This window comes from Rahnella perminowiae, assembly GCF_019049695.1.
In the GTDB taxonomy this organism is placed as follows: domain Bacteria; phylum Pseudomonadota; class Gammaproteobacteria; order Enterobacterales; family Enterobacteriaceae; genus Rahnella; species Rahnella perminowiae.
Map to the genome: position 1 here is coordinate 78,592 of NZ_JAFMOT010000181.1, position 13,662 is coordinate 92,253.

Sequence of the window (13,662 nt, forward strand, 5' to 3'; positions counted from 1 at the left end):
ACATAACACATCATCTGCGGCCAGGCCGACGGGTGGGAGAACCGATATGACAATTCAAATAAACACCGGGACAGCGGCGGTTGCAGGACGCCGAAAAATAAAAGCTTTACGCTGGTGGATGCTGGCGCTGTTCCTGCTCGGCGTGACAGTGAACTACGTCACCCGAAATTCTCTGGGATTACTGGCGGCTGAACTGAAAACCAGCCTGAACATGACCACCGAACAATATTCTTACATCGTCGCGGCATTTCAGGCGGCGTACACCCTTTTTCAGCCATTGTGCGGCTGGCTGATTGATGTGATTGGCCTGAAGCTGGGCTTCCTGATTTGCGCCTCAGTCTGGGCGGTGGTGTGTATGCTGCACGCCGGTGCGGGCAGTTGGATCCAGCTGGCGGTTCTGCGCTTCTTTATGGGGAGTGCGGAAGCTGCGGCGACGCCTGCTAATGCCAAAGCCATTTCCGACTGGTTCCCGCGTAAAGAGCGTCCGGTCGCCGCCGGTTGGGCCGGCGTCGGCTTCTCGATTGGTGCCATGCTGGCACCGCCGATTATTCTGGTTGCACATATCTCGTTCGGCTGGCGTGGTGCATTCCTGTTCTGCGGCATCCTGTCGATGTTATGGGTGTTGTTGTGGTGGAAGTTCTACCATTCACCCGAAACGCATCCGAACCTCAGTAAAGATGAACTGGCGCTGATCCGCTCCGATAACGAACCACAGCAAACGCGTCTGCCGTTTATTAAATCACTGAAAATAGTCTGCAAAAACAAGAAATTCTACGGTATTGCTATCCCGGCATTTCTGGCGGAACCGGCTTGGGCGGTGTTCAGTTTCTGGGTACCTCTGTATCTGGCTAATGAACGCGGGATGGATTTAAAACATATCGTGATGTTCGCGTGGCTGCCGTTTCTCGCCGCCGACCTCGGCAGTATTGCCAGCGGATATCTCACTACGCTGTACCGCAAAGTCTTTGGCTGCACCCGCATTAATTCCATCGTCGCCAGCTCCGTCACCGGTGCATTTATGATGCTGTCCCTGGCGCTGGTGGCGGTCACACAAAGCCCGTACGCCGCCATTGCGCTGATCTCCATCGGCGGCTTCGGCCATCAGGTTATTTCCTGCATGTTGAGCGCAGTGGTGGTAGAAACATTCGATAAAAGCCAGGTGGCAACCGTCAACGGTATGCGCGGTTCTTCGGCGTGGATCGCCAGCTTTCTGTTTTCACTGCTGATCGGCGCGGTTGCCGACAAAATGGGTTTCAATCCGCTGTTTATCGCGATGGGTTTCTTTGATTTGATCGGCGCAGTTTTCCTGATTGCCCTGATCGCTGAACGCCGCAATCCGGCAAAAAGGGAGGGAGTATGAAGACGTTAAAACACTGGGAGCTGGCCGGGCAGGACGATGCAGGTGTGGATCTGCGTGTTGATGGCCAGCATCTGTTTTCTCTGCGGGTGCTGGAACAGGGGCTGATTCGCATATTCATCCGGCGTAACGGCGCGTTGGCGCTGGATCGTACCTGGAGCATCGCACCACAAAATGATGTGCCGTGGGAAGGGCGCAACCGCCTGAGCAACGATGGTTTTTCGTTGCCGGGTTATCAGCTCGTACAGGACGAAGAACGCCTGATATTGACCACTGAGGCGCTGCGCGTCACGGTGCATCAGCCGCTATGGCTGGAGTGGGAGTATAAAAATGAGGCCGGTGTCTGGTTGCCGCTGGTGAAAGATCGTAAAACCGGCGCCTATATGCTTGGCGTGAAAAACGACGCGTCGGCACACTATCAGCTGCGCGAGGCGCAGGATGGCGTGTACGGACTTGGCGAAAAAGCCGGTGACCTCAACCGCAGCGGCCGTCGTTTTGAAATGCGCAATCTTGATGCCATGGGCTACAACGCCGCCAGCACCGATCCGCTGTACAAGCATATTCCGTTTACCCTGACGCGGCGCAATAATGTCAGCTTTGGCGTTTTTTACGACAATCTCAGCAATGTCTGGCTTGATCTCGGCAATGAACTGGATAATTACCATCTGCCTTATCGCCGTTTCAGTGCGGAAGCGGGCGATCTGGATTACTACCTGTTTGTCGGCCCGACATCTCTCGACGTGACCAAAAAACTGGTGCGCCTGACCGGTAAAACCACCTTTGGCCCGAAATGGAGTCTCGGTTACAGCGGCTCGACCATGTATTACACCGATGCGCCGGATGCCCAGCAACAGCTGATGAAGTTCATCACGTTGTGCCAGCAGCACGAGATCCCCTGTGACTCCTTCCAGCTTTCATCGGGTTACACCTCGATTGGCAATAAGCGTTACGTTTTCAACTGGAATTACGACAAAGTACCGCAGCCGGAAGTGATGTCGAAAGCGTTTCTCGACGCCGGTATTCGTCTGGCGGCCAATATTAAACCTTGTCTGTTGCAGGATCACCCGCAATACGAACAGGTTGCCGGGCAGGGGTTGTTTATCCGCGACAGCGAAAACGATCAGCCGGAGCGTTCTGTCTTCTGGGATGACGAAGGGTCGCATCTCGACTTCACTCATCCTGGTGCCGTGCGCTGGTGGCAGAAAGGTGTGACGCAGCAGTTACTTGAAAAGGGCATCGGTTCGACCTGGAACGATAATAACGAATATGAAGTCTGGGACAGTGATGCCCGTTGCTACGGTTTCGGCAAGGCTATTGCTATTAAACACATTCGTCCGGTGATGCCGCTGCTCATGATGCGTGCGTCTTTTGAAGCACAGCAGAAATTTGCGCCGGAAACCCGCCCTTACCTGATTTCCCGTTCCGGATGTTCCGGCATGCAGCGCTATGTGCAGACGTGGAGTGGCGATAACCGCACCAGCTGGCAAACGCTGCGTTACAACACCCGTATGGGGATTGGCATGAGTTTGTCCGGTTTGTATAACGTCGGGCACGATGTGGGCGGATTTTCGGGTGATAAGCCGGATGCGGAACTGTTTGTTCGCTGGGTGCAAAACGGCGTCATGCATCCGCGTTTCACCATTCATTCCTGGAATGATGATCACACCGTAAATGAGCCGTGGATGTATCCGCAGGTGACGCCGCTTATCCGCGATGCCATCCGTCTGCGTTATCGCCTTCTGCCGTATTTCTATACATTGCTGTGGCAGGCTCACGCGGATGACGAGCCGATGCTGCGCCCGACATTCCTCGATCATGAGCATGATAAAAATACCTTCGCAGAAACCGATGATTTCCTGATGGGACGCGATTTGCTGGTCGCCAGTGTGATTGATGAAGGACAGCGTGAACGCCAGGTTTATCTGCCGGATAACGGCAATGGCTGGTGCGATTTTTATACTGGCGAATGGTTTGCGGGCGGGCAGACAATCACGCTGGATGCGCCGCTGGATCGTTTGCCGCTGCTGGTGCGCGCCGGTGCTGCATTGCCACAATCCCGCCGTCTGGCACATGTGGATGCCAGCAGAGATACGCTGCGTGAATTACATGTGTATCCGGCACCGGGTCAGGCGACCTCGTCAGGCATGCTGTTTGAAGATGACGGCGAAAGCCATCGCTGGGAGCAGAATCATGCGCTGTGGCTGAACTGGGATATCGTCAGTGACAATCAGCGAATCGACATCACGCTGACGCAGCGCGGTGATTTCAAACCGGCGTGGAAAACCCTAGATATCGTGCTGCCGCAAGGCGAAGCGCGTGAAGTGTGGGTCAATGGTGTGAAGACAAATAGCTATAATCTGTAAGCTTTTCAATCTCCTCCCTGCAAAAGGGAGGCGGCAGATGGGTTTTTAGCGCCTCCCCCTGCGACGGGGGAGGCCGGGAGAAGGTTTTAAACTCAACTCCGGGCTAAACCGCACGTTTCCGCGCTTTCTTTTCCACCACAACCGATTTCACTTCACTTTCAATCCAGCCATCGGCCAGACGGGTTTTCAGCGTATCGCCCGGTGCTGTTTGTGTGGTTTTCTTCAGCAATGCGCCCTGTGGTGTGGTGGTCACACTGTAGCCACGTGCCAGGGTCGCCAGCGGGCTGACGCCTTCCAGTTGCGTACAGGCAGTGCCGAAACGCTGACGGCTTTCCGCCAGTTGTGAAGACATCGCCTGTTGCAGCCGGTACTGAAGTTGCTGAACCCGTTGCTGGGCACGGTGAATGCGCGGCTGAGGTTGCTGTTGCGTCAGGCGCTGCTGTAAACGGTCGGTGCGACGCAGCATCTGACGCAGCTGATTTTGCATGGCTTCATCGAGACGACGGCGCAGCCTGAACAGCGCCGTCTGCTGGCGGGCCAGACGTAAATGCGGGTGCTGCTGTTGCAGACGGTGATTCAGGCGCGTGAAGCGCTGCGTCAGTTGGGCGAGATAATAATCCATCGCCATTTCGAGACGCTGCTGCTGCGACTGGATCTGGCGCAGCAATTCCAGCTGATTCCGGCTGATCAGTTCGGCGGCGGCAGACGGTGTCGGCGCGCGTAAATCCGCAACAAAATCGGCAATGGTGACGTCGGTTTCATGGCCAACGGCGCTGACGATGGGAATGCGGCTGGCGAAAATCGCCCGTGCCACGCGCTCATCGTTAAAGCTCCATAAATCTTCCAGCGAACCGCCACCGCGTCCGACAATCAGCACATCCACTTCCTCGCGGGCGTTAGCCAGTTGAATGGCGCGGACGATTTGCGCCGGGGCATCGGCGCCCTGAACGGCGGTCGGATAAATAATGACGGGTAACGACGGGTCGCGACGCTTTAAGACATTTAAGACGTCGTGCAATGCGGCACCGCTGGCGGAGGTGATCACACCGACGCATTTGGCCGGGGAGGGCAGCGGTTGTTTATACTGCGCATCAAACAAACCTTCGGTGGCCAGTTGCTGTTTCAGCAGATCGAATTTTTGCTGCAATAAACCGTCGCCTGCTTCCTGCATACTTTCGGCAATCAGCTGATAATCGCCGCGCGGTTCGTACAACGTGATGGTCGCACGAACCAAAACCTGCTGACCATTTTGCGGACGGAATGTGGTGCGGCGGTTGGTATTACGGAACATGGCACATTTGACCTGAGCGCGGTCATCTTTGAGCGTAAAATACCAGTGGCCAGAGGAAGGCTGTGAGAAGTTTGAGATTTCACCGGAGAGCCAGACCTGACCCATTTCGTTTTCCAGCAACTGTCGGACCGTCTGATTGAGGCGGCTTACGGTAAAAATAGGAGGCGAAGAAGGTAGTGGCATGTGATCCAGATCAAATTCAAATACAGAGACTTAATCGAACGATACTACATGCCCGCAAAAGGTAATCAAGAAGTTTTTGAAATAGTTCTGGTCGAAATGCCTACTCACCTGTATACTCCCGCTGCAATATTTTATCTTTTCCGCATCCACCTTGGTGAGATATTGCCCATGCTACGTATCGCAAAAGAAGCACTAACGTTCGACGACGTTCTCCTTGTTCCAGCCCACTCCACAGTTCTGCCTAACACTGCCGACCTCGGTACTCAACTGACCGCTAAAATCCGTCTGAATATCCCTATGCTGTCCGCAGCGATGGATACCGTGACTGAAGCGAATCTGGCGATTGCTCTTGCACAGGAAGGCGGCCTTGGATTCATTCACAAGAACATGTCTATTGAGCGTCAGGCGGAAGAAGTCCGTCGCGTGAAGAAGCATGAAAGCGGCGTTGTTGCTGACCCTAAAACTGTCACGCCATCGACCACTTTGCGTCAGGTTAAAGAACTCACTGAAATTAACGGTTTTGCCGGTTATCCGGTCGTGACGGAAGAAAACGAACTGGTCGGTATTATTACCGGTCGTGACGTGCGCTTCGTGACCGATCTGGAACAGCCTGTGACCGCCGTCATGACGCCGAAAGAACGTCTGGTGACGGTCAAAGAAGGCGAAGCCCGCGAAGTCGTGCTGCAGAAAATGCACGAAAAACGCGTAGAGAAAGCGCTGGTGGTTGACGCGCAATTCCATCTGCTCGGTATGATCACCGTCAAAGACTTCCAGAAAGCCGAACGTAAACCTAACGCCTGTAAAGATGAGCAGGGCAGCCTGCGCGTCGGTGCTGCGGTTGGCGCGGGTGCGGGCAACGAAGAGCGTATCGATGCGCTGGTGGCTGCCGGTGTTGACGTATTGCTGATTGACTCTTCTCACGGCCATTCCGAAGGCGTGCTGGAACGTATCCGCGCCACCCGCGCAAAATATCCGGATCTGCAAATCATCGGCGGTAACGTCGCGACGGGCGCAGGTGCGCTGGCACTGGCTAAAGCGGGCGTGAGCGCGGTGAAAGTCGGTATCGGCCCTGGCTCCATTTGTACCACCCGTATTGTGACCGGCGTGGGCGTTCCGCAAATTACCGCTGTTTCTGACGCGGTTGAAGCGCTGGAAGGCACCGGTATTCCGGTCATCGCTGACGGCGGTATCCGCTTCTCCGGCGATATCGCGAAAGCCATCGCGGCAGGCGCAAGCTGCGTGATGGTGGGTGGGATGCTGGCAGGTACGGAAGAATCTCCGGGCGAAATCGAGCTGTATCAGGGCCGTTCGTACAAATCCTATCGCGGCATGGGGTCTCTGGGCGCCATGTCCAAAGGCTCTTCTGACCGTTATTTCCAGACGGATAACGCCGCAGACAAACTGGTACCTGAAGGTATCGAAGGTCGCGTAGCGTATAAAGGCCGTCTGAAAGAAATCATCCACCAGCAAATGGGCGGCCTGCGCTCCTGTATGGGGCTGACCGGTTGTGCTACCATCGACGACCTGCGCACCAAGGCTGAGTTTGTCCGCATCAGCGGTGCAGGGATCCAGGAAAGCCACGTGCATGACGTGACCATTACTAAAGAGTCACCGAACTACCGCATGGGTTCTTAATCCCACAGTCGCTGCTGCGCGTCGGCGATCCGGCGTGGGAAGCTGGCTTAAAATGCTCATTTACGTTATGTAAACTGCGCTTTTTCGCCAGCCTCCGCTTTGCCTCCTGGGCGCCTGGATCGAGTCACTACAAATTTATATCCAGCCCGTATTTTCCGGGCTGATTAATATTCCGTTTTAACGCTTTTATTGCTTTCTGGAAAACGCCCCCTCATGAGCGAAAATATTCACAAGCACCGTATCCTGATCCTCGATTTCGGCTCCCAGTACACCCAGCTTGTTGCGCGCCGCGTGCGTGAACTGGGTGTCTATTGCGAACTCTGGGCCTGGGACGTAACCGAAGCCCAAATCCGCGAATTCAACCCGAACGGGATCATCCTGTCCGGCGGCCCGGAAAGTACAACCGAGCATGACAGCCCGCGTGCACCAGACTACGTCTTCGAAGCCGGTGTACCGGTTCTGGGCGTCTGCTACGGCATGCAAACCATGGCGATGCAGTTAGGCGGCCATGTTGAAGGTTCTAACGAGCGCGAATTTGGTTATGCGCAGGTGGAAGTTCAGACTGAAAGCGCGCTGATCCGCGACATTCAGGATGCCCTGAGCGAGAACAACAAACCGCTGCTCGATGTCTGGATGAGCCACGGCGATAAAGTAACGGCCATTCCGTCTGATTTCGTGACCGTTGCCAGTACCGAGACGTGCCCGTTTGCCATTATGGCGAACGAAGAAAAGCGCTTCTACGGTGTGCAGTTCCACCCGGAAGTGACGCATACCCGTCAGGGCCTGCGTATGCTCGAACGTTTCATCATGGATATCTGCGAGTGCGAAGCACTGTGGACGCCGGCAAAAATCATTGAAGACGCCGTTGAGCGTCTGCGTGTGCAGATCGGCGACGATCACGTCATCCTCGGTCTGTCCGGCGGTGTTGACTCCTCCGTGACCGCCATGCTGCTGCACCGCGCCATCGGCGACCGTCTGACCTGCGTGTTCGTCGACAACGGTCTGCTGCGTCTGAACGAAGCGGATCAGGTGCTGGAAATGTTCGGTGACCGTTTCGGTCTGAATATTGTTCACGTCGCGGCGGAAGAACGTTTCCTGTCTGCGCTGGCAGGGGTGGATGAGCCGGAAGCCAAACGTAAAATCATCGGCCGCGTCTTTGTTGAAGTATTCGACGAAGAAGCCTGCAAGCAGGATGAAGTGAAATGGCTGGCGCAGGGCACCATTTACCCTGACGTGATTGAGTCTGCGGCCTCTGCCACCGGCAAAGCGCATGTGATCAAATCGCACCACAACGTGGGCGGTCTGCCGAAAGAGATGAAACTGGGTCTGGTTGAGCCGCTGAAAGAGCTGTTCAAAGACGAAGTGCGTAAAATTGGTCTGGAACTCGGCCTGCCATACGACATGCTTTACCGTCACCCGTTCCCGGGGCCGGGGCTGGGCGTTCGCGTACTGGGCGAAGTGAAGAAAGAGTACTGCGACCTGCTGCGCCGCGCCGATGCTATCTTTATCGAAGAGCTGCATAAAGCCGACCTGTATAACAAAGTCAGCCAGGCTTTCACGGTCTTTCTGCCGGTCCGCTCTGTCGGCGTGATGGGCGATGGTCGTAAATACGACTGGGTTGTCTCTCTGCGCGCAGTCGAAACCATCGACTTCATGACCGCGCACTGGGCGCACCTGCCGTATGATTTCCTCGGCCGCTGCTCCAACCGCATCATCAACGAAGTCGACGGCATCTCCCGCGTTGTTTATGACATCTCGGGCAAGCCACCGGCAACGATTGAGTGGGAATGATTTAGCAAGAATAAAGGCTGAACGCCCGTAAAAACGCCAGTGCGATCGCAAGATCCACTGGCGTTTTTTTATGCCTGGCATGCTCTCAGGGGATTATTTCAGATGCGCCGTAAACCCGCTTTTCCCCGGCGTAATTTCCGGTTTCAATATCAGTGACGGTATAGCGTAATCGCCGCCATTCTGCTGGCGAAATGAAATTGGCGTTGTGCTTTCTACTGTATCCAGCCGGTGAGCCATCTCCCCGCAAATTTGCGCGTAGCGGGTCTCATCCATGCGTCCGGTGCGGTAGAACACCAGTGGCGGCAGCACGGTAAAGCCCGGATAATGCAGGATGCCATGGTGGATCGGGAACAACAGGTCGTCGATCGGGCCGTTAATCCCACGCGCGCTGTAATGGGGTTCCCAGCCGCCGGTGGTGACCATCAGCATAGCGCGTTTTCCGGCCATTTTGCCTTCCCCGTAACGGTCGCCCCAGTGCGTGTCGGAATGCTCACCAACACCATAGGCAAATCCATAAGCATAAACACGTTCAACCCAGCCTTTCATAATGGCAGGCATTGAAAACCACCACAGCGGGAACTGGAAAATCACGGTATCCGCCCACTGTAATTTTTCCTGCTCGGCGGCGATGTCATCGCTTTGCGTGCCATTTTTGTAAGCGCGCTGAGAATCCTGCGAAGGGTGAAAAGGCCCCGGCGACGGTTCGGTGTTATCTCCTGCATCCAGCACGGCTTTCCATTGCATGGCATACAAATCCGAAATCTGCACATTGTGTCCGCTGGCCTGCAAATGGCTGACCGCAAAATCTTTCAGCGAGCCGTTCAGCGAGTGTGATTCAGGGTGAGCATAGACGATCAATACATTCATGACGAAACCTCCGTTAATGGGATAAAGGCAGAGTAGGTTGTCGTCAGGTATAGTTGAAATGAATTGATCATATAGCAGGTATAGCGATGAGTAATTTCGGTCGTCTGGATCTCAATTTGTTGCTGACGCTGGATGTTTTGCTGGCTGAACAAAATGTCACGCGAACTGCGCAGCGCCGTAACCTTTCGCAACCTTCGGTCAGCGTTCAGCTCGCTAAGTTGCGTCAATTTTTTGATGATCCGTTGCTGCTGCCGGGGCCGCGGGGGATGCGACCGACGTCGCGTGCGGACGAATTGCGGGAACCGCTGCGGCAGGCCCTTGCCGCGCTGGAAAATGCGATCATTGCCGGAGAGGTTTTTGACCCGTCAAAGGCGAACCCTACCTGGACTCTGGGTGCCGCGGATTACGGCGAATCCACTATCGTTTTACCGGCCTTACGGGCATTGCGTATGGCCGCACCTTCCGCGCGGCTGGCTATTTTTGAAACATCACCTGCGCGGATTATCCACAAAATGGAGCAGGGTGAACTGGACCTGGCGTTTCATACCTCTGATGCGGTAATAAACGGGCTGCACAGCAGATTCCTGTTTGCCGAGCGCTATGTGCTGGTCAGCCGGAAAGAGCATCCGTCCGTCAACGGGCCGGTGACGCTGACAGAGTTCTGCGGGCTGGAGCATGTGATGGTTTCACCCGACGGCGGCGGATTTTATGGGTATACCGACACCGCGCTGGCGGCGGCGGGTTTAACGCGGCGAGTGGTCTTGTCAGTACCGCATTTCCTGTTTGTGCTTCAGGTGCTGATGACCACGGATCTGGTGGCGATGTTGCCCGAACGTTTAGTGCGGGGAAATCCTGCTTTGCAGATAACCGAAGCCCCGCTTGATGTACCGGGTTTTGACATGTTTATGGTGTGGCATGAACGTGCGCACCGTGACCCGGCACATCAGTGGTTACGGGAATTTATCGCTGATTCAGTCTGAAGGTTTATCATTCCCGGTAAACAAAAAAGGCAGCCCTCTGGCTGCCCTCATTGTTATGCTGTTTCGGGAGTTATTCTTTGAACAGCTTGGTATCGTTCGCCAGGCTGTCTACTACAACTTTTAAATCGTTAGCAGTGACTTTCTGAGTATCGTTGGCAACCTGCTTACCGAAGCCTTTACGCACGACTTTAATCACCGGTTTGCCGGTGCTGGCATCGATCAGCTCACCTTCAAAGTAAACTTCAGTATCACGCGTACGATGGCCTGTGGCGGTTTCCGTGCCCGCAATGACCAGCGCGACCGGGATGACTTCATAGAACTGCAAACCCTCTGCCGAGGTGTTCACACCGGTGATGGCACCTTTGAAAATCAGTGTGCGCGGCCCTGCGTGATCTGTCAGTGGCATGCGCTCTGCCAGTGCCGGTTTCATGCGGCTGTTGGCGTAATCCAGCACCCCCTGCAAGGTAGCTTTGTCGATTTGTTCCGTTGGCTGCGGTTCCGGGTAGAATTTAATCGGTTCGTATTTGATATAAGAATAATTGGCTTTTTTGAAAGCAGGATCTATCCAGCGCAGCACCGGATTACCTGATGCAGTTTTGACTTCCTTCAGACCGGAATAATCACCTAAAAAACCGGAGTATTTTTCTGTCTGGGTAATATGGCTGGTACAACCGGCCAGGAACAGCGCACCGGTCACTGCAGCAATCTGCATCAGTTTAATTGTTTTCATTCATACCCTCGAAATTTTTAAGGAAGCCATCGTATGTATAGCACTGCTGCGGAATTTAACCTCTTAACGACAAAGAAAAAATGATATTCGTCAGAACCGTGAAAATAAGGTTTTTCGGGGTAATCATTTTCTTCTCAATTATTTCTTTGGTGAATGAAATAAATAGTATTCACCTTTTGGGCTGTCCCCCGCAGAGATGATGGTCCAGCCTTTTGACAGATAAAAAGCGACGGCATTTTTACTCTTGGCTAAACATTTCAGCGATCCCTGACGGGTAAAGGTTTCTTCAGCAGCGTGAAGCAATGCCGAACCTGCACCGGTTCCCTGATACTGCGGATCAACAAACAGGTTATGCAAAAAATTTTCCTGAGTGAAAATTGAGGCGAATCCCAGTAAATGTCCGTCACGTTCTGCGACCAGTATTGTCTCGCCGAGCACTGCCCGGTCAAAATCTTCCAGCTGAAAATCGTCTTCCAGCCATGTCCAGGTGTGCTTGCGCGAGGCCAGATAGAGCGTACGTAAAAACGGGCGGTCTGCTTCTTGATAAGGGCGTACAGTCATTGTTGAGGGCAAGCATTGACTCCTGAGGAAATTTTTCATCAACGTATGTTATTCAGGTCTGTGCCCAGATACTGCCAGTGAAGCGGAATGAGTTCAATAAGCTTCACTGATTGTTTTTTTAACGCATTTGCTGATTGATCTTCTGACCTCCGCCGCCAATAATGCTCCCTTGACTCGGGGTGCCCGCTGCAAAGCAGGGCTGAGATTTTACCCGTATTACCTGATCTGGATTATGCCAGCGTAGGGAAGTCAGGTATCTCTCCTGATACCGCCTTCTTGAGCGCCGGTAGGGAGACTTATGAATACCCGACCTACCTACATTCCCGGCGCTTTAGCCGCCACTTCTCTGAAACAACTTCGCTTTGCTGCGCCGCTGGTTCACTGCCTGACCAATGACGTGGTGCAATCTTTTACCGCCAACGTCCTGCTGGCGCTGGGCGCGTCTCCTGCGATGGTGGTTGATCCCGCCGAAGCGGCACAATTTAGTGCCATCGCCGATGCCCTGCTGGTCAATGTCGGTACGCTGACACATCCCCATGCGCAGGCAATGCTGGCAGCCATTCAGGCAGGCAGTCAGGCCGGAAAGCCCTGGGTGCTGGATCCGGTTGCCGTCGGCGGCCTGAACTGGCGTACAGAATTCTGTCGTGAACTCATCACACTTAAACCCGCAGCAATCCGCGGCAATGCCTCCGAAATCCTGGCCCTCAGCGGCGTCAGTGCGTCCGGGCGCGGCGTTGACAGCGGCGATGATTCCTTTTCTGCTTTACCTGCCGCACAGCAACTGGCGCGTGAGACCGGCGCAGTCGTGGCTGTCACCGGTGAAACCGATTATGTCACCGACGGCCAGCGCAGTTGGGCTGTGGCTGGCGGGCACCCGATGATGACCCGAGTGGTGGGAACAGGATGCGCACTATCCGCAGTAGTAGCCGCCTTTGCGGCTTTGCCGGGCGATCGTCTGGATAACGTGGCCGCCGCCTGCCGGGTGATGTCCTGCGCGGGCGAACGCGCCTGTATGGCCGTGAAAGGGCCGGGCAGTTTCACGCCTGAATTCCTCGATAATCTGTATTTAATGGGCGAAGAATGGCTGAACGGCGAGGCAGACAATGAAACGTATTAATGCACTGACGATTGCAGGCACTGATCCGAGTGGCGGGGCAGGGATCCAGGCGGATTTAAAAACCTTTTCGGCGCTTGGCGCGTACGGTACCAGTGTGATCACCGCGCTGGTAGCCCAAAATACCCGTGGTGTGCAGTCGGTCTATAACATTGAGCCAGGGTTTGTTTCAGCACAGCTTGATTCCGTACTGAGCGATGTGCGGATCGACAGTACCAAAATTGGCATGCTGGCAAACAGCCAGATTGTGGAAGCGGTGGCGGAGCGGATCCGGCATTATCAGCCACCGTTTGTGGTGCTGGATACCGTGATGCTGGCGAAAAGTGGCGATCCTTTGCTGCTGCCGGAAGCCGTTGATGCGGTGCGCCGTTTGCTGATCCCGCAGGCTTCGATGATTACGCCAAACCTGCCGGAAGCGGCGGCGTTACTGGAATGTGCGGTCGCAGTGAACGAAACCGAAATGCGTGAGCAGGGAGAAGCACTGCTGGCGATGGGATGTGGCGCAGTGCTGATGAAAGGGGGGCATCTGAGCGATGAGGAAAGCCCTGACTGGCTGTTTACACCGGGTTCCCGCGAGCGGTTTACTGCGCCGCGTGTGAATACCCGACATACTCACGGCACAGGTTGTACGCTGTCGGCCGCGCTGGCCGCTTTACGTCCGCGTCATCAACACTGGGCCGGTGCTGTGCGTGAAGCCAAAGACTATTTACAGCAGGCGCTGATGCAGGCCGATTCACTTGACGTCGGTCACGGCATCGGGCCGGTACATCATTTCCACCGCTGGTGGTAA

General features: G+C 54.8%; 11 protein-coding genes and 1 riboswitch. Of the genes, 7 read left to right on the forward strand and 4 right to left on the reverse strand.

The features are described from left to right. The first annotated feature begins 46 nt into the window (after positions 1 to 46). On the forward strand, positions 47 to 1,360 hold the full coding sequence (locus J1781_RS16235; RefSeq protein ID WP_129955136.1) for an MFS transporter: 1,314 nt from the start codon (positions 47 to 49) through the stop codon (positions 1,358 to 1,360). Further along, the gene (locus J1781_RS16240; protein WP_217233886.1) at positions 1,357 to 3,720 is read left to right on the forward strand and encodes a glycoside hydrolase family 31 protein; all 2,364 of its coding nucleotides are present in this window, start codon (positions 1,357 to 1,359) and stop codon (positions 3,718 to 3,720) included. Before J1781_RS16235 ends, J1781_RS16240 begins: the two co-directional genes overlap by 4 nt. Positions 3,721 to 3,823: 103 nt before the next feature. Here J1781_RS16240 and xseA read toward each other — a convergent pair whose 3' ends face one another. After that, a complete protein-coding gene (gene xseA, locus J1781_RS16245) occupies positions 3,824 to 5,194 on the reverse strand; it encodes an exodeoxyribonuclease VII large subunit (RefSeq protein ID WP_129952154.1) in 1,371 nt (456 codons plus the stop codon). Positions 5,195 to 5,362: 168 nt separating this feature from the next. Here xseA and guaB point away from each other — a divergent pair, with 168 nt between their 5' ends. Then, positions 5,363 to 6,829 carry an IMP dehydrogenase gene (guaB, locus tag J1781_RS16250; protein ID WP_015689478.1) on the forward strand — a complete coding sequence of 489 codons (1,467 nt, stop codon included), beginning with the start codon at positions 5,363 to 5,365 and terminating at the stop codon, positions 6,827 to 6,829. Between the two features lie 213 nt (positions 6,830 to 7,042). After that, positions 7,043 to 8,620, forward strand: coding sequence for a glutamine-hydrolyzing GMP synthase (gene guaA / locus J1781_RS16255; RefSeq protein WP_013574385.1), 1,578 nt, complete (start codon positions 7,043 to 7,045; stop codon positions 8,618 to 8,620). Positions 8,621 to 8,713: 93 nt separating this feature from the next. Here guaA and J1781_RS16260 read toward each other — a convergent pair whose 3' ends face one another. Further along, positions 8,714 to 9,487 (reverse strand): NAD(P)H-dependent oxidoreductase, encoded by a 774-nt coding sequence (locus J1781_RS16260; RefSeq protein ID WP_217233887.1) that lies wholly within the window; start codon positions 9,485 to 9,487, stop codon positions 8,714 to 8,716. Between the two features lie 86 nt (positions 9,488 to 9,573). Here J1781_RS16260 and J1781_RS16265 point away from each other — a divergent pair, with 86 nt between their 5' ends. Beyond that, positions 9,574 to 10,467 (forward strand): LysR family transcriptional regulator, encoded by an 894-nt coding sequence (locus tag J1781_RS16265; RefSeq protein ID WP_217233888.1) that lies wholly within the window; start codon positions 9,574 to 9,576, stop codon positions 10,465 to 10,467. Between the two features lie 70 nt (positions 10,468 to 10,537). Here J1781_RS16265 and J1781_RS16270 read toward each other — a convergent pair whose 3' ends face one another. Together J1781_RS16270 and J1781_RS16275 are read right to left on the reverse strand one after the other, a co-directional pair. Then, positions 10,538 to 11,197, reverse strand: coding sequence for a DUF3313 domain-containing protein (locus tag J1781_RS16270; protein WP_217233889.1), 660 nt, complete (start codon positions 11,195 to 11,197; stop codon positions 10,538 to 10,540). Between the two features lie 138 nt (positions 11,198 to 11,335). Further along, positions 11,336 to 11,758 carry a GNAT family N-acetyltransferase gene (locus tag J1781_RS16275; protein ID WP_205951575.1) on the reverse strand — a complete coding sequence of 141 codons (423 nt, stop codon included), beginning with the start codon at positions 11,756 to 11,758 and terminating at the stop codon, positions 11,336 to 11,338. Positions 11,759 to 11,923: 165 nt separating this feature from the next. After that, a riboswitch (TPP riboswitch) is annotated at positions 11,924 to 12,022 on the forward strand. A gap of 34 nt (positions 12,023 to 12,056) precedes the next feature. Between J1781_RS16275 and thiM the strand changes: the two genes are divergently transcribed. After that, the gene (thiM, locus tag J1781_RS16280) at positions 12,057 to 12,875 is read left to right on the forward strand and encodes a hydroxyethylthiazole kinase (RefSeq protein WP_129952162.1); all 819 of its coding nucleotides are present in this window, start codon (positions 12,057 to 12,059) and stop codon (positions 12,873 to 12,875) included. Next, positions 12,862 to 13,662, forward strand: coding sequence for a bifunctional hydroxymethylpyrimidine kinase/phosphomethylpyrimidine kinase (gene thiD, locus J1781_RS16285; RefSeq protein ID WP_129952163.1), 801 nt, complete (start codon positions 12,862 to 12,864; stop codon positions 13,660 to 13,662). The genes thiM and thiD overlap by 14 nt, the downstream gene beginning before the upstream one ends.